The following is a 21,651-nucleotide window of genomic DNA, read 5'->3' on the forward strand; positions in this document are numbered from 1 at the left end:
TAATTTCGCATATTTCACGGGGTCATTCGACCAACAAGCCCTGGCACGAGGCCTCGAGCGGGGGGCCGAGGGGGGCGCCGTTGGTCCGGAAGCCGAGCTCGCCCGTGGCCGCCGCGGGGACGCTCGGGAGGCCGGCGCTCTCGCTGATGTTGGCCTGGTAGTAGGCGTGCTGGTTCCAGATCCGCCGCGTCGGCGCGAAGGCGTCGTCGGCGTTTTCGAACACCATCAGCGTGGGCGTGAGGCCGCCACTGACCTCGCTGCTGACCACGAGGATCTCGGCCGCGCCGTCGTTGTCGACGTCGACGACGATCGGGTTGGCGAGGTTGCTGCGGGCGCTGCGGGCCGTCTGAAACAGGACCTCGCCCTGGATGTCGTAGATCCGCAGGCGCGAGCGGTCGGCGTGGATCAGCTCGGGGCTGCCGTCGGCGAGCAGGTCGAAGACCGTACCCGAGGAGGCGCCCTCGACCTCGTCGATGTCGAGCTGCCAGCCCTTGGTGAGCTGGTCGTCGACGATGAGCAGCACGCCGAACTTGTTGGCGACGCCGGCGATCAGCTCGGGGATCTCGTCACCGTCGAGGTCGGCGATCGCCGCGGGGCCGCTGAGGCCGCCAGGACACTGGGTCTTGAGGCTGCCGTCGTGCTCGAGGATCCGATGCTTGGCGGTCTGGAGATAGATCTCGGGGTAGGGGTCGTCGTCGAAGTTGGCGACCGCGGCGAGGCCGACGTTCTTGGCGTCGCCCGGGGGCTCGAAGAGCGGGGTCCCGAGGTGGTCGTAGGCGCTGCTGCCAAACAGGACCTCGAGGTCGCCGTCGAGGTCGAGGTCGACGGCCACGGGCATGGACCTGGCCTGGGGGGGATCGTCGAGCGCCCACAGCAGCTGGCCGCTGCTGTCGGCGACGTGCTCGGGGGCGAGGATCTCCGGGCGGCCGTCGCCGTCGAGGTCGGCGATGGTCACGGCGCCGCCGCCCCGGGAGGGGAACCAGTCCGAGCCGGTCCACAGCAGCTCGCCCTCGGCATCGAAGGCGATCAGCCGGCGGTCGTGGAGCTGGAGCAGCGAGACCGGGCCGTCGTGCTCGAGGGTGACGATCTCCGGGCGGCCGTCGCCGTCGAGGTCGGCGATCGCCGGGGTCACGCTGGCGTCGACGCCAGTCGGCACGCGCAGGCGCAGCTGGCCGCTGGCGCCGTCGAGGATCACGAGGTGGCCCTCGGGCATGGGCTGGCCCTTGTTCTTTGGCAGGTCGACGGTGACGACGACCACGTCGGGGGTGTCGCACAGATCGAGCAGCCCGTCGCCGTTGTCGTCGTCGAGGTTGGCGACCAGGGGCGTGACCAGGGCGCTGTCCTCCCCGTCTGCGCCGGTCCAGCTCCACGCCAGCTGCGGCGAGAGCGTGGCGCTGACCTGCGGGGTGTCGCAGGGGAGCGCCGCGTCGAGCTCTCCTGGGGCGATCTCGCAGGCGTCGTGGAACTCCTGGCCGCCGAGGTCGAGGCGCGCGAGCTCGGACTCGTCGCCCGAGCTCTCGTCGTCACCAGACGCCTCCGCGAACTCGTCCTCGCTGTCCTCTCCGCTGTCTTCCCCGCTGCTCTCGTCGCCGACGTCGAGGGGCCCCGGCGCCAGCGCGATGATGTCCATGGTGCAGCCGGCGAGCATCATTGCGATACTCGCGAACATCACGCGGCGTTGATTGGAGCTCGAGGACAACCTGCCTCCCAATGGGTCGACTAGCGACCCGCGGGCCCCATCATAGCGCACGGCTCACAGTGCCGCGAGTCACGAGAAGTCAGGACACGGCGTGAAATAAACTGACCATCGTGGCTAGGCGACGACACGCCCGCAGCGCGGCGTCGCCAGCGGCTCCTAGGAGCCCTGCGCGCGGTCATGGCCGTTCCGAGGGCTCAGAACCAGGGCGGGATGCAGGTGTCGCTTGCGACCATTCCCGCGCCAACGTTTATCCGAAAGCCATTTTCGAGCGCCCAGTGGGGTAACTCGTGGGGGGGAACGCGCGCGTCCTCGCGGATGTTGCTGTAGTGATACGTGTGCTGATTCCAGACTCGCCGGGTGGGCGCAAACGCGCCAACTTGGCTGTCGATCAGCGTGAGCGTGGTGGTTGGGGGGATCTCCGGCTCGCCGGAGTAGGAGATTGGTTTGCTCGACGCGACGAGGATCTCGGCGGCGCCGTCTCCGTCGACGTCGGCGACGACCGGGTTGGCGATGCTCTCGCGCGCGACCCGGGGGATCTGAAAGAGCAGCTGACCGTCGCCGCTGACGATCTGCACGCGGCTGCGGTCGGCGTAGATCGTCTCGGCCTCGCCGTCGTCGAGGAGATCGAAGATCGTCCCGCTGGCGATGATGTCGTTGGCGTCGACGCTCCTCGACCAGCGCGCGGTGCAGGTGTCGTCGGCGACGCTGAGCACGTGGAGCTGGCTGTGATAGCCGAACACCAGCTCCGCGTTGCCGTCGCTGTCGAGGTCGTGGATCGCCGCGGGGTTGTTGCCGGTGCCGTTGACCGAGCCGTCCGTGGGGCAGGGGGCCTTGAGGCTGCCGTCGTGCTCGATGATCCCGTGGGCGCCCTCGTGCTGGATATAGAGCTCGGGGTAGGGGTCGCTGTCGAAGTTGGCGATGGCCACGGAGCCGTGGTTGGGCGGGGCGAGGGGGGCGTCGAAGAGGTGGGTGCCGTCGTGGGCGTAGGCGCTGGTCCCAAACACGACCTCGAGATCGCCGTCGAGGTCGAGGTCGACGGCCACGGGCATGGCGTAGGCGATCGCGGGGTCGTCGACGGCCCACAGCAGCTCGCCGTCGGCGTCGGCGACGTACTCGGGGGCGATGATCTCCGGGCTGCCGTCGCCGTCGAGATCGGCGATCGCCAGGGCCCCGCCGCCGCGGGCGGCCTGCCAGTGCGAGCCCTGCCACAGCAGCTCGCCTTGGTTGTCGAAGGCGACCAGGCGGCGCTCGGTGATCGTGTAGGGGCTGTTGGGCAGCACGGCCTCGAGCGCGATGATCTCGGGCCTGCCGTCGCCGTCGAGGTCGGCGATCGCCGGGTTGACCGCGCCGTCGATGCCGTACTCGATCTTTCGGGTCAGCTGGCCGGTATCTCCCGAGAGGATGTAGAGGTGAGCGTCGGGCCAGATCGCGGTCTTGGTCGCGGGCACGTCGACCACCGCCGCGACGACGTCGGGGGTGTCGCAGACGTCGATGAAGCCGTCGCCGTTGTCGTCGTCGAGGTTGGCGACCAGCGGGGTGGTCAGCACGCTGGTCTCGGTGCCCGGGCCGACCCACTCCCAGCGGATCTCGGCGGCGACGCTCTCGGCGAGCTCGGGCATCTCGCAGGGCAGCGGCCCGTCGAGGGCCGCGCTCGGGAGCGTGCAGAATTCGGAGGGCTCGAGCGGCTCGTTGGGCGGGAGGTCGGGGAAGGGATCGTCCCCCTCCTCTTCGAGGCCGGTCTCGTCGTCTCCGATCTCGTCCGCGCTGTCTCCTTGCTCATCCGATCCGGGCAAGAGCGCGACACCCTCGATGGTGCAGGCCGCGAGCGGGACGGTGATGAGGATCAGCCAAGCGTGGGGGGCAACGCGCATGAGACCTCTTCGCTCCATTCAACCGAATGGAGGATAGCCTGAAAATCATCGGGTTACGGTGCTCATGTAGTGGAGATCGCCAAGGTTTCTCCAGCTATTTGTGCAACTCAGACAACGCTCCGATCAGGCCTACAGCCAGACCTCGAGGCCCAGGCTGCCACCGCCCCAGGGGAGCCCCCAGCGCACGATCTCGTCGCGGCTCTCTTGGTCTGCGAAGAAGATGACTGGCTGGGGCTGCGCGATGCCCAAAAAACCGTCCAGCCGGATCCACAGTCGAGGTGTGGCAGAAAAGCCCAGCCCGCCGTGGACATGGCTGACGAAGGCGGGGAGCACGGTCTGGCTATCGCGCGAGCCCGCGCCATCGGTCGCCTCGCCGATTGCGCTGATCACCATCGCGCCGAGGCCGAGGCCGAGCTCGGGGTGAAACCAAGGCGCGCCGCCGGGCAGGCGCAGCTGCGGCTCGATGAAGATCATCCCAATGAAGATCCGCGCAGAGCCGCGGGGATCCTCGACGCGGTTGCCCAAGGTTGGCACCCAGGCCGAGACGCGCAGGGCGAAGCGGGGGATCGTCGCGGGGGCCCAGCGGCCGCCGACCTCGATGTGCGAGCTGACGCCGACGCCTCCGGGGCTCGAGAGCAGCGCGGGCGCCAGGCTGAGCGCGCCTTGCAAGGGCAAGCTGGACTTCGGCGCCTTCTCGTCCGGGGGGAGCTCGTCCTCGACAACCTGCACGGTCGGCGGCGGCTCCTCTGGGCCCTCGTCATGGTGCGCGGCCTCGAGCCGCGAGGCCCGAAGCAGCTCGACGGCCGCGATCGCGATCGTCCGTGGCTCGCAGTCGCCCTCGCGGGGGTCGAGTCTGCGGTGCACGGTCTTGCCGGTCTCGGCGTCGGCGATCCACAGATCCACGCGGGTGTCGCTGATGTCGATCTCGATCCCCGCGCTGACCTCTCGCTCGAGCCCGGCGAGGTGATCGAGGAGGTCGGGGCCGAGGCCCTCTCCTTCGAGGGCGAGGGGCTCGCTGACGAAGCCGAGCAGGCCGAGCTCGGCCTGGACGCGGCTGTCGATCTCTGGGCGCTCGGGGACCACGCGGATCAGCACGAGGTCGGCGGCGATGGACTCGTCCTTGCGGACGACCTCTCCCGCAGGGCTCGCGTGGGCGAGACTGCTGGCCGCGAAGACCAACGAGCCGGCCGCGCTCCATGCGAGGAGGCGGTCGGCTCGTCGTCGCAGGGGGCTCACTGACCGAGGATCTTCCGAGCCTTGTCCGCGTGCAAGCCCTGGGGCTCGAGCTCCAGGTAGCGCTCGGCCGCAGAGCGCGCGTCGTCGGCCTGATCCAGCGACTGGTAGCTGGCCATGAGTCGGCCGAGGGCGTCGGCCGCAAACGAGCCGTTGGGGCGCTCGTCGAGGTAGGTCTCGAACCAGACCGCGGCGCGGCTCGTGTCGCCGCCGTCGGCCGCCATCTTGCCGAGCAAGAACGCGGCCTTGCTGGCCTGCTTGCTGCCGGGGAAGCGCACGCGCACGCGCTCGAGCACGGTCCGCGCGTCGCCGCGGCGCTTGTTGTAGCGCGCGAGGTCGGCGAGCTCGAGCATCGTGTCGGCGTCGGCGCGGTCGGCCTCCCCGAGCACGCCGCCGGGCTGCTCGGCGACGGCGTCCCAGGCCTTGGCGAAGCTGCCGGCCTCGTGCAGGCTGAGCCAGCCTTGGGCCACCGTGCTCGCTTCGGTCTGGGCTTCGGTCCGGGCTTGGGTCTGGGCGTTGGCGTCGGTCTCGAGCTCGCGGGCGTGGCTGCTGGGCTCGCGCTCGGCGTGGGCGTGGCTCGACAGGCTCGTCGCGCTCGAGGGCGCCTCGGTGCTCGACTCGCCCGCCGGCGGCTGGCTGGGCTCGCTGTCTTCGGCGCCGTCGCGAGAGCCGTCGCGCTCGCCATCGCGGTCCCCAGAGGGGCGCTCGGCGATGACCCGCGGGCTGTCGTCGATGTCGATGTCCTCGGGCTCGATGGTCGCCTTGCCGCGGGCGCGGAACAGGCTGTCGCCGCCGCGCAGCGAGGCGATCTCGCCCTCGGGGCCCTCGACGCGGACCGAGCCCTCGTCGACGCTCACGCCGAAGTCGCCGCTCGCCGGCTGCCAGGACACGGAGAACTCGGTGCCGGTCACGTGCACGCTGTAGGGCCCGGCGAGCACCTTCCAGCTGGTGTCGTCGTCCTCGTGGTGCACGGACAGCGAGACCTCGCCCTGGGTGAGGGTCACGGTCGCGCCGTTGCTGCGCAGCTCGTCGACGCGCATGCGGCTGTCGACGTCGAGGGTCACGCGGGTGCTGTCGGAGAACGCGAGCACCCGCGGCTGGTCGCCGGCGTCGATGCTCGTGCCGAGCTCGGCGGCGGTATAGGAGACGCCGTCGACCTGAAACTCGAGGGCGTGCTCGCTCGGCCACGCGAACAACACCGCGAAGGCACAGGCGGCCGCGACCACGGTGCCCGCGGTCCAGCGCCACAGCGGCCTGGCGGGCGCGGGGGTGCTCTTGCCACGTCGACGCTCACCGTCGATGGACTGAAGCAGGCGGGCGCGGGCGCGGGCGCGCTCGCCCGAGTCGCTGAGCTGCAAGGCTTCGTCTTGAGCTCCGCGCACGGCCGCGAAGAGCCGTGAGCTGGTGTGTCGGGTCGCGTCGGACACTAGTTCGATTCCTCCACCCAATCGCGCAGGATCGGGTCGTTCTTTGCCAGGCGCTCGAAAGCTTTGCGGGCCCGGGCGAGCCGCCGCTTGATCGTCGAGACCGAGCACTCGCAGGCCTCGGCGATCTCCGCGAGCTCGAGCTTCTCGAGCTCGCGCAGGGCCAGGGGGATCCGCAGGTCCGGATCCATCTGGTCCAGCGCCGCGTAGGTGCGACGCAGGACCTCTTGGATGTGCGGGCTCGCCTCCTTGGAGGTGAGCTCGGGCATCTGATCGGGGGCCGCCGAGCGCAGCCACCAACGCCGCTTGCGCTTGCGCAGGTAGCCGCGGGCAGTGAACACCGCGATGCGGCTGATCCACGCCTTGAGCTGCTCGTCGTTGCCCTGAAAGTTATGCCCGCTCCGATAGGCGCCCAAGAACACGTCTTGAACCATGTCGTCCATCTCCGTGTCGCGGCCGATGGTTCGGATCAACACGCGCTCGACGTGGGCGCCATAGAGATCGAAGAGCCTGGCGATCGCTGTGGGATCGCCGGCGCGCAGTGCCTCGGCAAGCTCGGAGGATTGGAGGTCGGAAACCGACTCCACCTCCGAGGCCGTGGAGGACTCTGGCTCGGGGGCGGGCACGGCCGGGATCGGGCGAGAACTCATGTTGTCGCCGGGGTTCCCAGTTTCCCACATGCCTCCGGCAGTGTCATCGCCGGTTGCCGTTCGGAAGATGCTCGAGATCCGTCGTGACCAGGATCCCATGCCGGCGTCGCAGACCACGCCCTCCATGGAGGACTGTCCGGGGCCAACTTCGCTGACGGTCTGGCACTGCATGGAAGAGCGGGGTTGCAAATGGGAGAAGAGCGAGCTCCTGCGTGGCAAATTCTGGTTTTCCAGGCAGATCCGTGCGCTCGGGGGCTCAGTGTCCAGGGCCCCGAAGTGGGGTTCACGATTTTTTTGGTCTCTGATCTTACGAACAAAAAACTGGTCTTAAGACCAGGGGATGAGACACTTGAGGCGCGGTGGACAGCGAAGCCATGCAGTCGACTTCAGCCCCGATCCCTCTTCGTCGCGCGGGCTCGGGCTCGCAGCCTGCGGGCCTCGCCCTCTCGTCGTCCTCTGCGGCGCTGCGCATCGACCTGCGGCCGCGGGTGCTGATCGTCGACGACTGCCGCTTCATCGCCGAGCGCCTCGCGCGGACCTTCGAGGCGCGCGGCTACGAGACGCAGCTCGCAGGTGACGGCCTCGCGGCGCTGGCCGCCATCGAGGCCGAGGACTTCGACATGTTCGTCCTCGACATCGACATCCCCTGCATGGACGGCTTCAAGGTGCTGCGTTCGCTGCGGCTCGAGCCCGCCCACGCGAGCGCGCCAGTGCTGATGCTGGGCGCGTCGAACTCTCAGGCGGATCGCATCCGGGCCGTCGCGCTCGGTGCCAACGGATACCTTGCCAAGCCGCTCCAGATCGGGCCGCTCCACGCGATGCTCGACTCGCTGTCCACGCTCCGCTGACGAACCTGGCCAGGTGATATGTCCCGCGCATCCATGCTTCGGCCTCGACAGCTCCGTCGTCGCGTCCTCGACCAGGGCCTCCCACGCTCGATGGCGCCGGAGATCGACCGTCAGCTCGAGGACTTCACGCGAGACGGCGAGCTCGACCCGACGCTCTCGCCGGGCTCCTTCGACCAGCTGCGCTTCGACATCGCGCTCGAGCGCGTGCTGCAGGCCGCGAGCGGCTGGGTCGTCGAGCGCCACCCCAAGTTCTGACGCCGCGCAATTCCGATGGCGGATGCCGGGCTGCTCGAAGCCGCCGGACGAGATCCTTCCACTCTTCTCAGACTGGCTGGGCCGAGTCGAGGAGGGTGGATGCAATATACATAGGACGATCCCCAGCACTGGTTGGAGAGGGCGCTGTACGTCTACAGGAATCCCGTATCTGATGAGCCAATTTCATGCATCGAGTCAGTTGTTCGAGGCGCCGAACTGAAGCCGCGAGCTTTGGGGGGCTGCCTCGACCCGGTGTATTGAGACGCAGTCGAACTCGAGGACAATTTCGATGCATTGCCGCCTGCACAAAAACCTTCGAGCGCGACCACAGCGTGCAATTGGGCCTGTTCGGAATTTGGCGCAGAGTCTCCCAAGAGCAGCTTGCTCAGCCTGCGCGTTTTGCTTGCGCCGGCCACGAGCCCGCGTCTAGGGTAGGTGACATGATCCCTTGCCCTAGCTGTCATCGGCACGCCCATGCCGAAGAGTCCTCCTGTCCCTTCTGCGGCGCCGCGCTGATCACCATCGAGGCCGTGGCCGTTCAAGCGTCGACCAAGCCCGGCCGTGGTCTGCAGAGCCTGGCCTTCGGCGTGGGTCTGACGGCGATGACCGTGATGGCCGTGGGGGCGTTCACCATCGTCGGCTGCACCGGCACGGACAATAGCGACTCCGAGTCGTCAGGCTCCGACTACGCCGGACCCGAAGGGCCCATCGACGAGAGCGAGGATGACACCACCGATACCGGCGACACCTCTGGGGCTCTCGAGCCGCAAAGTGAACGCGAGCAAGAGCCCCCGCGGAATTCCAAGCGGCGACCGTCCAACGCCAACGAGCAGTAGCGCTCGGTTCAGGCTTCTCGCGGGTCCTCCCGTCTCCAAAACGCCGGGTCAATTCTGATGGAGGATGCCGAGCTTCTCGAAGCCGCAGGCCTTGGCGAGGTCCATGGCCTGGACCAGGTCCTCGTGCTTGCTGTCCTTGTCGGCGCGGATGTGCATGGTGTCCTTGCCGGCCTTGGCCTGGCTGCACAGGTAGCCCTCGAGGGCGCCGGGCTCGACCAGGATCTCGTCGACCTCGAAGCGCCCGTCGGAGCTGATCGAGACGACCACCGCCTCCTGCTTGTTGGCCTTCTGCTGGTTCTTGGCCCGGGCGAGGTCGACGTCGATGGACGAGTCTTGCTGGAAGGTCGCGGTCAGCAAGAAGAAGATCAGCAGCTGGAAGGTGATGTCGATCAGCGGGGTGAGCTCGACGGCCGCGCCTTGTCCGCTGCGGCGGCGATGACGGAGGTGACCCCCGCCGCGATCCCGAAGGCTCACGCCGGAGCCCTTTCAGGTGCGGGTTCGGCTTCGCCGCCGCGGCTGGTCTCGCTGCCGCGGCGGGCGGCCTCGTCGAGGAGATCGACCACGCCCATGGCGTCCTCCTCCATCTCGACGATCAGCCGGTCATTGCGCCCCTGGACGATCTTGTAGAGCACGAGCATGGGGATGGCGACCATCAGGCCGTAGGCCGTGGTGATCAGCGCCGTCCAGATGCCCTCGGCGAACACGTCGGGGGTGGCCTTGCCGTCGGCGTAGGCGTCGACGAAGCGCTGGAAGACCTGGATCATGCCGACCACCGTGCCCAGCAGGCCGAGCAGGGGGGAGACCGAGGCGACGGTGCCGATGATCTCGACGTTCTTGTCGAGGTGGGCGACTTCGCGCCCACCGACCTCTTCGACGGCCTCCTTGATGTCGGCGCGGGGTTTGCCGTCGGCGTAGGCTTGCAGGCTCGCAACCATCATGCGCGCGATGCTCGAATTGTTCTCCTCGCACAGCAGCTGGGCCTCGCGGGTCTTGCCCTTTGCGACCATTGCGCGGATTCGATCGACGAAGGCACGAGGGACGATTTTGCTGCGCTGTAACGAGTAGAGCCGTTCAAAGAAGATGAACAGCCCGACCACCGCAGCAGCGAGGATCGCCCACATGAGCGGGCCACCTTGTTCGAAGAAATAGGCGAGATCCATGGTTGGAGCGGTGTTGGCGGCCTCCGGTTGGCGCTCGATGCCCCCCGGAGGGAGGGGGGCCAAGCATGCGTCGCGGCGCGCGGGAGGGCAAGCGCGCAGGCAGCTAGCCGGACAAGGGCCTGGATCTTCGGGCGTGGCTGCGTTTCCATACGTTGGTGCGACGCGACCGCATTGTTGGGCTCACGATCTCGATGACTTTGCTGGCCACGGCGGCCGCGTGCTCGCCGGTGACGGGCGGCCTCGGTTCTGGAGACAGCCTAGGTAGTGGCGACGGCGACGAAGCCGACGACATGGAGACCATGGGCGAGACCGCGGTGGGGAGCGATGAGATCGGTGATGACAGCGGGACGAGCGGGGAGGGCGAGAGCAGCACCGATGGCGGTGAGAGCGACGAGACCTCGAGCGCGGACACGACGACCACCGATGATGGCGGGACGACGGACGAGGGGTCGACGGGTGAGACGACGGGGGGCGAGACCACGGATGGGGGCGAGACCACGGATGGGGGCGAGACCACGACGGGCGAGGACAACTGCGGGAACAACATGGTCGACCCCGACGAGGACTGCGACGGTCAGCTGTCCAACAACCAGAACTGCAAGAGCGTGGGCTTCGTGTGGGGAGAGCTGAGCTGCGGGGACGACTGCCTCTTCGACACCTCGGGCTGCTACGCGGGCGAGGAGGGGGACCCTTGCGACAACGACAACGACTGCAAGGACGATAACTACTGCAAGAACGGCCAATGCTGGAACGGCAGCGATGGTGATCCCTGCGATAGCAACAGTGATTGCAGCGGTTGGAGTGTCTGTTGGGGTGGGGAGTGCACCCCGTGAGCCCAGGCGCGGCTCAGCACTCCGAGCCGCCGCACTCGCCCTGACGGATCTCCGCGTTCCCCGGCCCGACCGCGCACCACTCGGGCCACGTCGGCGGCAGCCCGCCGGTCGCGGCCACATAGTCCGTGTAGGGTGACTCGCCGTCCTCGAGCCAGTAGGGGTGGTCGAGGAAGAACTCCCAGGCCGGCGCGTAGGTCGGCCAGCTGGGATCCTCGGGCTCGAAGGGCGGGGTCGCGTGGGTGCAGTTGTGCACGCACTCGACCATGAAGTGGCCGTCGACCTCGAGCGCGGCCTCCATCTCCATGGAGTTGGCGTCGAAGTCCACGCCCAGGCACAGGTCCTCGGGGCCGCCCCACAGCACCATGGCCGGCATGTGGTTGGTGGTCGAGACCCAGGGCTGGACCAGGCTGCCGCCGGTGCCCCCGGACAGCGAGATGAAGCTCGACAGGTGCTCGCCGTGGCGGCTGGCGAGCATCGCCGACCACATCGCCCCGGCGCTGACGCCCATGGTCGAGACGCACTCCTTGTCGGCGCCGAACTGCTCGTGGACGCAGGCGAGCATGTCGTTGTGGAAGTCGTACTCTTCCTCCATCTGCTGCTCGTCGTCGGCGATGCTGAACGGCCAGCGGAAGGGCACGTCCTCCTCGCTGGTCCGGCCCTCGGGGATCACCGCGATGAAGCCGTAGTAGTCGGCGGCGTACTGGACCTCGGCGCGCGAGATGAAGTCGAGGGCGTCGCCGCCGAGCCAGTGGTACATGAACATCACCGGCAGGTCCTCGCCCGGCGCGTAGTCGCTGGGCGCGATCAGGTAGAACTCGCGCTCGCCGGCGCTGGTGTCCATGATGTTGACGGTGTCGCCGGTCTCGAGCACCGGGCACGACCCGCCAGGGCCGCCGTAGCCGGGCAGGGCGGGGGCCAAGCTGGCGCCCTCGGGCGGGGCGCTCTTGCAGGCGAGGAGCTCGGGGATCTCGGTGCCGGTGTCGGTGCCGGTGTCGGTCTCGCCGGTGCCGGTCTCGCCGCCGGTGGTCTCGCCGCCAGCGGTCTCCTCGCTGGCGCTCTCGTCCGTGCTGGCGCCTCCGTCGTCGCCAGCGCAGGCGGCGAGGGGGAGGCAGGAGAGCAGGCAGAGCGTGGGCGCGAGGCGGTCTTTGGCGATCATGGCGGGGGCGCGAGCTTATCACTGCGCCCCGGGGAGCGTGGGCTTCACTCGCAGGTGAAGGTCTCGACGTCGCAGGAGTCGCTCAGGCAGTCTGCGTTGATGACGCAGGGGGAGCCCGGTTCTCCGGTCTGGCAGATGTTTTCCACGCAGAAGGGGACGGCGTAGCTGCAGTCTGGCTTGGCTTCGCAGGGATCGCCTTCGCTGCCCTCCCAGCACTGGTTTTCGACGCAGGTGTAGTCGCAGTCTAAAAAGTTTATGCAGGGATCGGTCTTGCTGCCGTTCCAGCAAGCTCCGTCGGCGCAATTGGGCGCGGTCTCTACACAGTCCTCATCACTGTCACAGCTCTCTCCCTCGCCGACGACCAGACAAGCATAGACGAGGAGGGAGCAGTCTTCGTTGCAAGCAAGCTCGCCGCCGACGAAGTCATCGATGTTCGCGCAGGTTAGGCCATCGAGGTCGTCGCCGTCGCATTCCTCGTTGCCCTCTCGCGTACCGTTGCCACACACGGCGTCGACGTAGCAGCCCGACTGATCGAGGGTGCAGTTCTCCCGACAGGCGAGCTCGCCGAGCGTGTATCCGAGGGACACGCAGGTCTGACCGGCGAGGTCGTCGCCGTCGCAGGCCTCGTCGCCTTCGGCGAGACCGTCGCCACACACGGGGAGGTCGCTCGTCGAGTCGGTCTCGGTCTCTGAGTCGGAGCCGTCTCCAGAGCCGGACTCGGACGAGGTGTCAGTTTCGGCAACGGTGTCGGTCGCGTCTCCAACGTCGTCGTCGCTGGGGCTCACGCACATGTTCGAGACGCAGGTGAGGCCCTGTTCGCAGGCGCCGCTGACGAGGCTACAGGTGCAGCCTTCGGAGCCGACGATGCACTCGCCCGTGGAGCAGGCGAAGGACAGGCCAAGAAGCGAGCCGGCGAGTAGAGCGATTCTGTGATGGATGGTCATGATGGAGTCGGGCAGGGCTAGCGGTCCGGGGTAAAGAGCTAGAGGCAGGTGAAGGTATCGACGTCGCAGGAGTCGCTCACGCAGTCTGCGTTGATGACGCAGGGGGAGCCGGGTTCTCCGGTCTGGCAGAGATGTTCCACGCAGAAGAGAACGAACTCGGAGCAGTCTGTGGGGTTGTTGCAGGGGTCACCTTCGCTGCCGTCCCAACACTGATTGTTGACGCAGCTAGCATCTGGACATTCTCCAACATAGTTGCAGGGGTCGCCCTCGCTGCCGTTCCAGCAGGCTCCATCGACGCAATTGGGAGCAGTCTCTTCGCAGTCTGCATCGCTGTCACAGCTCTCTCCTTCACCGACGACCAGACAAGCATAGACGAGGAGGGAGCAGTCTTCGTTGCAAGCAAGCTCGCCGCCGACGAAGTCATCGATGTTCGCGCAGGTTAGGCCATCGAGGTCGTCGCCGTCGCATTCCTCGTTGCCCTCTCGCGTACCGTTGCCGCAGACGGCGTCGACGTAGCAGCCCGATTGATCGAGGGTGCAGTTCTCCCGACAGGCGAGCTCGCCGAGTGTATATCCGAGGGACACGCAGGTCTGACCGGCGAGGTCTTCGCCGTCGCAGGCCTCGTCGCCTTCGGCGAGGCCGTCGCCACACACGGGGAGGCCGCTGGTCGTGTCGGTCTCGGAGCCGGACTCGGACGAGGTGTCGGTTTCAGAAACCGTGTCGGTCGCGTCTCCAACGTCGTCGTCGCTGGGGCTCACGCACATGTTCGAGACGCAGGTGAGGCCCTGTTCGCAGGCGCCACTGGCGAGGCTACAGGTGCAGCCTTCGGAGCCGACGATGCACTCGCCCGTGGAGCAGGCGAAGGACAGGCCAAGAAGCGAGCCGGCGAGTAGAGCGATTCTGTGATGGATGGTCATGGTGAGTTCTCGGATGCGACAAACGAAATCGGGGCACCGTTGTCCACATATCGTGGACGGCGGTGCCCCGAAGGTAGTCTTGGTCTAGAGACAAACCTGGTTATCGAAGTCGCACTGGCTGCTGTTGCAGTCGGAGTTGGACTGGCAAGGGGAGCCGGTCTCACCGGTCTGGCAGGCGTCGGTAAGCGTCGAGCACTGCGGCGCGTCGGCCTTGCACTCGTTGTCGAAGTCGCAGGGGTCGCCCTCACTGCCGTCGTAGCAGATGTCGTCGACGCAGAAGGGGGCTAGGTCGTTGCAGTCGTTGTCGTTCTCGCAGGCGTCGCCTTCGTCGCCGTTAGTGCACACCAAACCGACACAGTAAGGAGCCTCAAGGCAGTCGCCATCCCCCTCGCAGGGGTCGCCAAGGCTGCCGTCGTAGCACATGTCGTTGACGCAGATGAACGCGGCGCAGTCACCGTTGTAGTCACAAGGATCGGTCTCGCTGCCATTCCAGCACGAGCCCTCGACGCAGTAGGGCGCCTCTTCCGGACAGTCGTTGTCGAAGCTGCACTCTTCGCCCTCGCCCTCCGACAGGCAGGAGAGGTCGCTCACTGCGGTGCAGTCCTCACTACACCCGAGCTCCCCACCCACGAAGTCCCCAACGCTCTCACAGGTCGCCTCGCCAAAGTCGGGCGCGTCGCAGACCTCGTCGCCCTCGAGCACGCCGTTGCCACAGATCGGATCGACCTGGCAAGCCGACTCGTCCAGGGTGCAGTCCGCGGAGCAGGACAGGTCGCCACCAAAGTGACCCAGCCCCTCGCAGGTCTGGCCAGCGAGGTCGTCCCCGTCGCAAGCCTCGTCGCCCTCGACGATCCCGTCGCCACACTCGGGCCCGGTCTCGGTCTCGGTCGTGTCGGTCTCGGTCTCGGTGCTCTCGGTCTCGGTGCTCTCGTCGGAGGTCGTCTCGGTGTCGACGTCGTCGCCGTTGGTCTCGGTCTCGGTCCCGGAGCTCTCGGCCTCGGGGGGGTCGCCGCTGCACGCCGTGAGCAGGGCGATCGACATGAAAACGGTCAAGGCCCGGCGCATCGGCCGGTCGAGGGGAAGCAGATCAGTCTGGATGGTCACCGCTCCATGCTAAGCCAGGGAGCTCGATTTTGGGAGCAGGGGACTTGGTGCGAAATTCGTCAAGTGAGCCATGCCGCGTGGACTCCTTCCGCCGAGCTTGTGCGAAGGCTGACGAAAGCGACGGTCCAGAGCGGCCAGAGCTCGGGCTCGCCCGTCTCGATGGTCAGGGTCGTTGATCCAAGCTCGCGAATTTCGTGGGAGTTTTGGGAGGACGAAGCTTCGTCCAACGCTACCTACGGTAGCGTTGGCGAGCCGCGGCGTGCTTGGGTGAATCGGCTACCATGCAGGGGTGAGTCGAGCACGTTTTCAGGGTAGGGAGGGCGTACACATCGTCGGGGGCGTCTGCCCACACGATTGCCCCGACACCTGCGCCTGGGAGGTGGCCGTGGAGGCCGAGACTGGCCGCGCGTTGGATCTATGGGGACATCCCGAGCATCCCCTGACCGCGGGCAAGCTGTGCACCAAGGTCGACAACTACCTGCTGCGCAGCTATCACGCCGAGCGCCTTCAGAGGCCCCTGCGCCGCGTGGGGGCCAAGGGGGAGGGGCGCTTCGAGGCGATCGGCTGGGGCGAGGCGATCGCCGAGATCGCCGAGCGGCTCGGCGCGGTGATCGCCAGGTCCGGACCCGAGGCGGTGCTGCCCTACAGCTACTCGGGGACCCTGGGATTTTTGCAGGGCGAGGGCATGGCCTCGCGCTTGTTCAACCGCATGGGCGCGAGCCAGCTGGCGCGGACGATCTGCGCCAGCGCCGGGAGCGAGGGGCTGCGCTACACCATCGGCCGGTCCATCGGCCCGGACCCCCTCGACCTCGAGCACGCGGGCCTGGTGGTGCTCTGGGGCAGCAACACGCTGACCAGCAACATGCACCTGTGGCCGGTGATCACCCGCGCGCGCAAGCGCGGGGCCAAGGTCGTGGTCATCGACCCTCTGCGCACGCGCACGGCCAAGGCGGCGGATCAGTGGATCCCGATCCGCCCCGGCACCGACGCGGCCCTGGCCCTGGCGCTGATGCACGTGCTCGTGGTCGAAGATCGCCTGGATCACGACTATATCGCCCAGGCCACCGTGGGCTTCGAAGACCTGGCGGCGCGGGTTAGCGAGCGCTGGTCGCCGGCTCGGGCCGAGGAGATCACCGGCGTGCCGGGCGAGACGATCACCGCCCTGGCCCGTGAGCTCCACGAGCGCCCGCCGGCAATGATCCGCATCAACTACGGGCTCCAGCGCCACCGCGGCGGGGGCATGGCGGTGCGGACCATCGCCTGCCTGCCGGCGCTGACCGGCGACTGGCAGCGCCGCGGCGGCGGGGTGCTGCTCAGCAACTCGGGCAGCTTCGTCCTCGACCGCCGCGGGCTCGAGCGCCCGGACCTGCTCGCGGGTCGCCAGCCGCGGACCTTCAACATGAACCGCCTCGGCCAGGCCCTGTCTGCGGATCCGCAGCAGCGCCACGCGGCGCTCTTGCGCGAGCGGCCCGCGGATCCCGAGCCTCCGCTGTCGGCGGCCCAGACCCCCGTGGAGGCGCTGCTCGTCTACAACTGCAACCCCGCGGCCACGGTCCCGGATCAGGGCGCGGTGCGCCGCGGCCTCGCGCGCGAGGGGTTGTTCACCGTGGTCCTCGAGCACTTCGCCACGGACACCGTGGACTGGGCCGACATCGTGCTCCCGGCGACCACGCAGCTCGAGCACTGGGATCTGCACAAGGCCTACGGGCACCTCTACGTCGGCCTCAACCGCCCCGCGATCGCGCCCGTGGGCGAGAGCCTGGCCAACGCCGAGATCTTTCGCCGCATCGCCCGGGCCCTCGGCTACGACGAGCCGTGCTTTCGCGAGGACGACGAGACGATCCTGCGCGCCTTCGTGGCGGCGCAGCGCGACCCCTGCATGGCGGGGATCAGCTGGGAGCGCCTGCTCGACGCGGGCTTTTGTCGGCTGGCGCTCCCGGAGCCCTACCTGCCCTTCGCCGCCGGAAATTTCCCCACGCCCAGCGGGCGCTGCGAGCTGCGCAGCGAGACCATGGCCCGCCACGGCTACGACCCGCTGCCCGACTACACTCCGCCGGCCTCGGCCGCCGCGCCGAGCGAGCAGCTGCGCTGCATCTCGCCGCCGGCGCACTCGTTTTTGAACAGCAGCTTCGCCAACGTCGAGAAGCTCGCCCGCCGCGAGGGCGCGCCCTGCTTGATGATCCACCCCGAGGACGCCGCGTCCCGGGGCGTGGTCGAGGGTCGAGACGTGCTCGTCGAGGGCGAGCGCGGGAGCGTCCGCCTGCGCGCGACGCTGCGCGAGGACCTCGCGCGGGGGACCGTCGTGGCGCCCGGGGTGTGGTGGGCCAAGCGCAGCCCCGAGGGTCGCAACATCAATTGGCTGGCGATGCCAGATGAGACGGACATGGGGGCGGGCGCGCTCTTCTACGACCTCGCCGTGCACGTGCGCCCGGCCCCCGAGCCGAGCCGAGCCGAGCCGAGCCGAGCTGAGCCGAGCTGAGCCGAGCTGAGCGCTGGCCGTCACCTCGCCCTGCTAAGCTGCGCCGCATATGCCCGCTCAGATCTTCGACTTCCTGCGCTTCTTGACGCGGACGCGCAGCCAGGAGCGCCACGATCTCCAGGCCGCCGCCGAGCTCGACTGGGCGCGGGCGCGCTACGAGCCGCAGCTCCCCGCGGGCCTGAGCCTCGAGTGGTTGGGGACCTCGGGCTTCGCCCTGCGCTGCGCGGGCTACACCTTGCTGATCGACCCCTACGTCACCCGCGTGCCCCTGGCCACGGCCCTGGGCCGCGAGCGCGTCCGCCCCGATCAGGCGCTGATCGACCGCTACCTGCCCCGGGCCGACGCGATCTTGATCGGCCACACCCACTTCGACCACGCCCTCGACGCCCCGGCCGTCGCGCGTCGCGACGGCTGCTCGGTCTATGGCTCGCGCTCGCTGGTCAACCTGATGGCCGCGCGCGGCATGGCCGAGCAGGCCGTCGAGGTCGAGGTCTACCGCGAGTACGAGCTCGGCCCCTTTCGGGTCAGCTTCGTGCCCAGCGTCCACTCCAAGCTCGCCCTCGGTCTGGCCGTGCCCTCGAGCGGGGACATCACCTGCGAGCACGTCGACGGCCTGGCCTGCAGCGAGTACCGCTGCGGGCAGGTCTACGGCCTGGCGATCACCGTCGAGGGCTTCACGATCTACCACCAGGGCAGCGCCGACCTGATCGAGGACGCCGTCCGCCACCGCGACGTCGACCTGTTCTTGGCGGGGATCGCCGGGCGCGGCTTCACCGACGACTTCATCGGCCGGGCGATCCGCAGCTTTCGGCCCAAGGTGGTCTTGCCCCACCACCACGACAATTTTTTCATCGGCCTCGACGATCCCCTGCGCATGTCCTTGAACGTCAACCTCTGCGCCTTCGTCGAGGAGGTCAGGGCGGCCTCGCGGGGGGTCGAGCTGATCACGGCCGAGCGCCTGCGCGAGCTCTCGGCCAGCTGACGCGGCGCGCTGGTCGACGGGGCTCGGTCGGCCGACGAGCTTCGAGGCTCGGGGCGGACGCGGGCGCTGTCCGATGCGAGGGGCTCTCGGTGTGTCTCGGGCGCGCTCGACCGAGCCCAGTCAGCTGGTCTCGCGCGGGCTGGGGCGCGTCCAGGCCTCGTGCCAGCGCAGCTCGCCCCGGCTCAGGCGGACCCACAGCACGCTCAGGCCGGCGCCGAGGATCATCGCCGCGACGCCGAGCAGCCCGGCCTCGGGGCCAAAGTCGCCGCCGGTGAGCAGGGGATCTCCTGCCTGGCGCAGGGCCAGGACCCGCGGGCCGGGGTCGGTGCCGCTGACCGGGAAGCCAAACACGTTGCCCTGGCAAAAATTCCAGCTCGCGTGCAAGCCCACGGCGAAGCCGAGCTCGCCGGTGAGCAGCGGGGTCACGGCGAGCATGCAGCCGGCCAGGGCGACGTTGATGGTCGACAAGGTCGTGGCCCCGTCGTTGTTGGCGTGGGCGAGGCCGAAGATCGTGGACGAGAGCAGCGTGGCCACGGCCAGCGCGGCGCCCGGACCCAGCGGCCCGCCGCGCAGACCTTCGGCGAGGTTGCGCAGCTGGTAGCCGCGGGAGAAGAGCTCCTCGTAAAAACCCACGAGCACGAACATCAGGGCCGCGAGGGCGAGGGCGAGGGCGAAGGGCTGGCCGGCGTCCTCGCCGGGGACGAAGCGACCCTCGATCTCGACCCAGCCCGCGGCCAGCTCGACGCCGAAGATCCCCGCCATCAAGATCAGCCCGAGGGCCGCGCCGGCGCCGGCGTCGATGAACCAGCGCGCGTCGAGGTGGAAGCCGAGCGCGGCGAAGGGGCGCTCGTCGAGGACGCGGGCGCACAGCCACGAGGCGCCGGCGATGCTCGAGGCGGTGATCAGCGCGACCGCGACGCTGGGCAGCTGCTGCACGCCGAGGATGGAGGCGATCAGCGAGCCGAGCACCATGCTGGTAGCGACGCCGATGAGCGCGAGGGCGACGAGGTGCAAGAGCAGGCGCCACAGCGCGCGAACGCGGCGCTCTTCGGGGTTCCAAAACACCTTGCGGATCGCACTCATGGCTGGTCGGGGGAGCCTGGCATCGCCCCGGAGCGCTGTCGAGGTCCCCAGATGTGCCCTGGGTTGTGGGCTCGAACCGATTGGTGCTCTACTCTCGCGGTCATGGATCGTCGGATCGCGTTGCTCGCCCCCAGCTGCCTCGTGATCGTCGCCTGCGTGGACATCGTCTCTCCGGGGCCGCTCGGGGACGCGGGGGAGTCGAGCGCCGACGAGTCGAGCGAGGAGGGGTCGAGCGCGAGCAGCTCGGAGACCGACGAGAGCGAGAGCAGCTCGGAGGGCGCTGGCGAGAGCGAGGGGGAGGGCGAGGGCGAGGGGGAGGGGGAGGGGGAGGGCGAGAGCGAGAGCAGCGGGGACGCCGGCAGCGAGTCGAGCGCGGAGAGCTCAGAAGAGTCGTCGAGCGAGTCGAGCGAGGACACGACCACGGGAGACCCGCAGGACTGCACGACCAACCCGATCCCTTGGTGCGACGAGGACACCCTGCCCACGCCCAACGGCGTCCCCGAGGAGCCCGCCGGCCTCGGCGGCTGCCCGGCTGGGATGACGGGGATCGAGGACTTTTGCGTCGACCGCTGGGAGGCCGCGCTGGTCGAGGTGGGGATCGACGACAGCCTCTCGCCCTGGTCGCCCTACCAGACCCCGGGCACCGCGACGGTCCGGGCCGTGAGCGCCCCCGAGCTCGTGCCCCAGGGCTACATCACCCAGGTCCAGGCCGAGGCCGCCTGCGCCTCCGCGGGCAAGCGCCTGTGCACCGACGCCGAGTGGCTGCGCGCGTGCCAGGGCGCGGCGGCGCACGTCTACCCCTTTGGGGATCAGCCCGCGGCGGGGACCTGCAACGACGCGCGGACCTGCCACCCGGCGATTCAATACTTCGAGTCCAGCGCCGACTGGATCTGGTCGGAGCTCGGCCACCCCTGCCTCGACCAGCTCCCCGAGGGCCTCGCACGCACGGGCGAGCACCCGGGCTGCGTCAGCGACGACGGCATCTACGACATGATGGGCAACCTCCACGAGTGGACGGCGGACCCCGAGGGGACCTTTCGCGGCGGCTTTTACGTGGACACGTCGATCAACGGGCCGGGTTGCCTCTACGCGACCACGGCCCACAACGTCCATCACTGGGACTATTCGACGGGCTTTCGCTGCTGCGCCGACGGGGTCTGAGTCAGTTGACGACCAGGATGTCCGTGCGCGCGGCGGTGACCAGCTTCTCGGAGGTCGAGCCCAGCAAGAAGCGCGAGAGGTTGCTCTGCCCGTGGGCGCCGACGATCACGAGGTCGGCGAGCAGGGTCTGCGCCTGGTTGGCGATGGTCTCGGCCGGGTCGCCGAAGACCACGGCCTCGGTCAGCGAGTCGGGCATCGGGCCGGCCTCGCCCAGGGCCTTGGTCACGAAGGCCTGGAGCTGCTCGGCCTGCTCTTCGCGCATCTGCTCGAGGACCTCGCGGGCCTCGGACTCGTGGGCGAAGGCCTTGACGTAGGGGACGTAGGGCGAGTCGATGACGTGGGCGACGGAGAGCAGGCCGCCGAGCTCGGTGTGCAGGCGGGCGGCGAGCTGGAGGGCGCGGGCGCTGTTCTCGGACCAGTCCACGGCGGCGAGCAGGCGCGCGGGCAGGGCCAAGGAGCGCGGCTGCTTGATGACCATGACCGGGACCGTGGCGTGACGGATGACCCGCTGGGCCGTGCGTCCGAGCAGGCGCTCGGAGGCGCCGCCGTGACCTTGGCCGCCGAGCAGGCAGCCCGTGACCTCGGCGCGCTGGAGGTGCTCGTCGATGATCGCGTGGGGCCGGCCGCGGATCACGGAGAAGCTCGGGGTGAGCAGCTCGACGGGGGCGTCGTGCTTGCCGTGGGCCACGCTGACCTCGGCGCGCACGCGGTTGAGGTCGTCTTGGAGGTAGCTTTGGATGTCGTCGTCGCTGGGGATCGCGGCCTTGGTCAGCACACCTTTGTAGAGGTCCTCGTCGACGACGTGGAGGACCTCGATCTCGACGTCCCGGCCGAAGGGGAAGCCCTGGAGCGCGAGGGCGAGGGCGCGGCGGGAGTGGGGCGAGAAGTCGAAGGGGACCAGGACTCGGTTCATGCGGGGATGCTAGCAGCCCTGCATGAACCCGGGCTTTTGTGTGGCGCAGGGACGCAGGAAGTGCCGGCTGGGGGCGGGAGTGGACAGCTGCGCTTTGTGATTG

The 21,651-nt window shown here is 68.8% G+C and carries 20 protein-coding genes; 7 read left to right on the plus strand and 13 right to left on the minus strand.

Annotation, left to right across the window (positions count from 1 at the left end; translation table 11 throughout):
• Window positions 1-22 precede the first annotated feature (22 nt).
• The 5 genes from G6O69_RS13530 to G6O69_RS13550 all read right to left on the minus strand — a co-directional run bounded on the left by G6O69_RS13530 (window position 23) and on the right by G6O69_RS13550 (window position 7,048).
• The gene (locus G6O69_RS13530) at window positions 23-1,669 is read right to left on the minus strand and encodes a VCBS repeat-containing protein (RefSeq protein ID WP_176396816.1); all 1,647 of its coding nucleotides are present in this window, start codon (window positions 1,667-1,669) and stop codon (window positions 23-25) included.
• 224 nt (window positions 1,670-1,893) lie between these two features.
• Window positions 1,894-3,570: a hypothetical protein gene (locus G6O69_RS13535; protein ID WP_172303917.1), complete on the minus strand. Its 1,677-nt coding sequence runs from the start codon at window positions 3,568-3,570 to the stop codon at window positions 1,894-1,896.
• A 129-nt stretch (window positions 3,571-3,699) separates the two neighbouring features.
• The gene (locus tag G6O69_RS13540) at window positions 3,700-4,806 is read right to left on the minus strand and encodes a hypothetical protein (protein ID WP_172303918.1); all 1,107 of its coding nucleotides are present in this window, start codon (window positions 4,804-4,806) and stop codon (window positions 3,700-3,702) included.
• Window positions 4,803-6,230: a FecR domain-containing protein gene (locus G6O69_RS13545; protein WP_172303919.1), complete on the minus strand. Its 1,428-nt coding sequence runs from the start codon at window positions 6,228-6,230 to the stop codon at window positions 4,803-4,805. The genes G6O69_RS13540 and G6O69_RS13545 overlap by 4 nt, the downstream gene beginning before the upstream one ends.
• Window positions 6,230-7,048, minus strand: coding sequence for an RNA polymerase sigma factor (locus tag G6O69_RS13550; protein ID WP_176396817.1), 819 nt, complete (start codon window positions 7,046-7,048; stop codon window positions 6,230-6,232). The genes G6O69_RS13545 and G6O69_RS13550 overlap by 1 nt, the downstream gene beginning before the upstream one ends.
• A gap of 203 nt (window positions 7,049-7,251) precedes the next feature.
• Between G6O69_RS13550 and G6O69_RS13555 the strand changes: the two genes are divergently transcribed.
• The 3 genes from G6O69_RS13555 to G6O69_RS13565 all read left to right on the plus strand — a co-directional run bounded on the left by G6O69_RS13555 (window position 7,252) and on the right by G6O69_RS13565 (window position 8,816).
• Entirely contained in the window at window positions 7,252-7,725 is a 474-nt protein-coding gene (locus tag G6O69_RS13555) for a response regulator (RefSeq protein ID WP_172303921.1), read from the plus strand.
• 33 nt (window positions 7,726-7,758) lie between these two features.
• Complete coding sequence (locus G6O69_RS13560; RefSeq protein ID WP_172303922.1) at window positions 7,759-7,980, plus strand: hypothetical protein; 222 nt, start codon at window positions 7,759-7,761, stop codon at window positions 7,978-7,980.
• Window positions 7,981-8,420: 440 nt separating this feature from the next.
• On the plus strand, window positions 8,421-8,816 hold the full coding sequence (locus G6O69_RS13565) for a hypothetical protein (protein ID WP_172303923.1): 396 nt from the start codon (window positions 8,421-8,423) through the stop codon (window positions 8,814-8,816).
• Window positions 8,817-8,864: 48 nt separating this feature from the next.
• On the opposite strand, the gene G6O69_RS13570 is transcribed toward G6O69_RS13565, so the two are convergent.
• Together G6O69_RS13570 and G6O69_RS13575 are read right to left on the minus strand one after the other, a co-directional pair.
• Window positions 8,865-9,290, minus strand: a complete 426-nt coding sequence (locus tag G6O69_RS13570; protein ID WP_172303924.1) for a biopolymer transporter ExbD — start codon at window positions 9,288-9,290, stop codon at window positions 8,865-8,867.
• Complete coding sequence (locus G6O69_RS13575; RefSeq protein WP_172303925.1) at window positions 9,287-9,976, minus strand: MotA/TolQ/ExbB proton channel family protein; 690 nt, start codon at window positions 9,974-9,976, stop codon at window positions 9,287-9,289. Before G6O69_RS13575 ends, G6O69_RS13570 begins: the two co-directional genes overlap by 4 nt.
• 155 nt (window positions 9,977-10,131) lie before the next feature.
• Between G6O69_RS13575 and G6O69_RS13580 the strand changes: the two genes are divergently transcribed.
• Window positions 10,132-10,809 carry a hypothetical protein gene (locus G6O69_RS13580; RefSeq protein WP_172301250.1) on the plus strand — a complete coding sequence of 226 codons (678 nt, stop codon included), beginning with the start codon at window positions 10,132-10,134 and terminating at the stop codon, window positions 10,807-10,809.
• A gap of 13 nt (window positions 10,810-10,822) precedes the next feature.
• Here G6O69_RS13580 and G6O69_RS13585 read toward each other — a convergent pair whose 3' ends face one another.
• From G6O69_RS13585 to G6O69_RS13600, 4 genes are all read right to left on the minus strand, one after another.
• Window positions 10,823-11,965, minus strand: a complete 1,143-nt coding sequence (locus G6O69_RS13585; RefSeq protein ID WP_172303926.1) for an alpha/beta hydrolase-fold protein — start codon at window positions 11,963-11,965, stop codon at window positions 10,823-10,825.
• A 44-nt stretch (window positions 11,966-12,009) separates the two neighbouring features.
• Entirely contained in the window at window positions 12,010-12,909 is a 900-nt protein-coding gene (locus G6O69_RS13590) for a hypothetical protein (protein ID WP_172303927.1), read from the minus strand.
• A 38-nt stretch (window positions 12,910-12,947) separates the two neighbouring features.
• Window positions 12,948-13,826 (minus strand): hypothetical protein, encoded by an 879-nt coding sequence (locus tag G6O69_RS13595; protein WP_172303928.1) that lies wholly within the window; start codon window positions 13,824-13,826, stop codon window positions 12,948-12,950.
• An 84-nt stretch (window positions 13,827-13,910) separates the two neighbouring features.
• The gene (locus G6O69_RS13600) at window positions 13,911-14,930 is read right to left on the minus strand and encodes a hypothetical protein (protein ID WP_172303929.1); all 1,020 of its coding nucleotides are present in this window, start codon (window positions 14,928-14,930) and stop codon (window positions 13,911-13,913) included.
• A gap of 289 nt (window positions 14,931-15,219) precedes the next feature.
• Here G6O69_RS13600 and G6O69_RS13605 point away from each other — a divergent pair, with 289 nt between their 5' ends.
• Both G6O69_RS13605 and G6O69_RS13610 read left to right on the plus strand, forming a co-directional pair.
• Window positions 15,220-17,409 (plus strand): molybdopterin-dependent oxidoreductase, encoded by a 2,190-nt coding sequence (locus G6O69_RS13605; protein WP_172303930.1) that lies wholly within the window; start codon window positions 15,220-15,222, stop codon window positions 17,407-17,409.
• Window positions 17,410-17,458: 49 nt separating this feature from the next.
• The gene (locus G6O69_RS13610; RefSeq protein WP_172303931.1) at window positions 17,459-18,391 is read left to right on the plus strand and encodes an MBL fold metallo-hydrolase; all 933 of its coding nucleotides are present in this window, start codon (window positions 17,459-17,461) and stop codon (window positions 18,389-18,391) included.
• A gap of 120 nt (window positions 18,392-18,511) precedes the next feature.
• Here the strand turns inward: G6O69_RS13610 and G6O69_RS13615 are convergent, their stop codons facing one another.
• Window positions 18,512-19,474 carry a type II CAAX endopeptidase family protein gene (locus G6O69_RS13615; protein ID WP_172303932.1) on the minus strand — a complete coding sequence of 321 codons (963 nt, stop codon included), beginning with the start codon at window positions 19,472-19,474 and terminating at the stop codon, window positions 18,512-18,514.
• Between the two features lie 102 nt (window positions 19,475-19,576).
• Between G6O69_RS13615 and G6O69_RS13620 the strand changes: the two genes are divergently transcribed.
• Window positions 19,577-20,635 carry an SUMF1/EgtB/PvdO family nonheme iron enzyme gene (locus tag G6O69_RS13620; protein ID WP_172303933.1) on the plus strand — a complete coding sequence of 353 codons (1,059 nt, stop codon included), beginning with the start codon at window positions 19,577-19,579 and terminating at the stop codon, window positions 20,633-20,635.
• 1 nt (window position 20,636) lies between these two features.
• Here G6O69_RS13620 and G6O69_RS13625 read toward each other — a convergent pair whose 3' ends face one another.
• Window positions 20,637-21,548: a universal stress protein gene (locus G6O69_RS13625; protein WP_172303934.1), complete on the minus strand. Its 912-nt coding sequence runs from the start codon at window positions 21,546-21,548 to the stop codon at window positions 20,637-20,639.
• Window positions 21,549-21,651 lie beyond the last annotated feature (103 nt).

This window comes from Pseudenhygromyxa sp. WMMC2535, assembly GCF_011083025.2.

Bases quoted from the DNA above. Each gene is read 5' to 3' on its own strand.
- G6O69_RS13530 (WP_176396816.1), bottom strand. From the start codon at position 1,669: ATGTTCGCGAGTATCGCAATGATGCTCGCCGGCTGCACCATGGACATC.
- G6O69_RS13535 (WP_172303917.1), bottom strand. From the start codon at position 3,570: ATGCGCGTTGCCCCCCACGCTTGGCTGATCCTCATCACCGTCCCGCTC.
- G6O69_RS13550 (WP_176396817.1), bottom strand. From the start codon at position 7,048: ATGCAGTGCCAGACCGTCAGCGAAGTTGGCCCCGGACAGTCCTCCATG.
- G6O69_RS13555 (WP_172303921.1), top strand. From the start codon at position 7,252: ATGCAGTCGACTTCAGCCCCGATCCCTCTTCGTCGCGCGGGCTCGGGC.
- G6O69_RS13560 (WP_172303922.1), top strand. From the start codon at position 7,759: ATGCTTCGGCCTCGACAGCTCCGTCGTCGCGTCCTCGACCAGGGCCTC.
- G6O69_RS13565 (WP_172303923.1), top strand. From the start codon at position 8,421: ATGATCCCTTGCCCTAGCTGTCATCGGCACGCCCATGCCGAAGAGTCC.
- G6O69_RS13575 (WP_172303925.1), bottom strand. From the start codon at position 9,976: ATGGATCTCGCCTATTTCTTCGAACAAGGTGGCCCGCTCATGTGGGCG.
- G6O69_RS13585 (WP_172303926.1), bottom strand. From the start codon at position 11,965: ATGATCGCCAAAGACCGCCTCGCGCCCACGCTCTGCCTGCTCTCCTGC.
- G6O69_RS13590 (WP_172303927.1), bottom strand. From the start codon at position 12,909: ATGACCATCCATCACAGAATCGCTCTACTCGCCGGCTCGCTTCTTGGC.
- G6O69_RS13595 (WP_172303928.1), bottom strand. From the start codon at position 13,826: ATGACCATCCATCACAGAATCGCTCTACTCGCCGGCTCGCTTCTTGGC.
- G6O69_RS13610 (WP_172303931.1), top strand. From the start codon at position 17,459: ATGCCCGCTCAGATCTTCGACTTCCTGCGCTTCTTGACGCGGACGCGC.
- G6O69_RS13615 (WP_172303932.1), bottom strand. From the start codon at position 19,474: ATGAGTGCGATCCGCAAGGTGTTTTGGAACCCCGAAGAGCGCCGCGTT.
- G6O69_RS13620 (WP_172303933.1), top strand. From the start codon at position 19,577: ATGGATCGTCGGATCGCGTTGCTCGCCCCCAGCTGCCTCGTGATCGTC.
- G6O69_RS13625 (WP_172303934.1), bottom strand. From the start codon at position 21,548: ATGAACCGAGTCCTGGTCCCCTTCGACTTCTCGCCCCACTCCCGCCGC.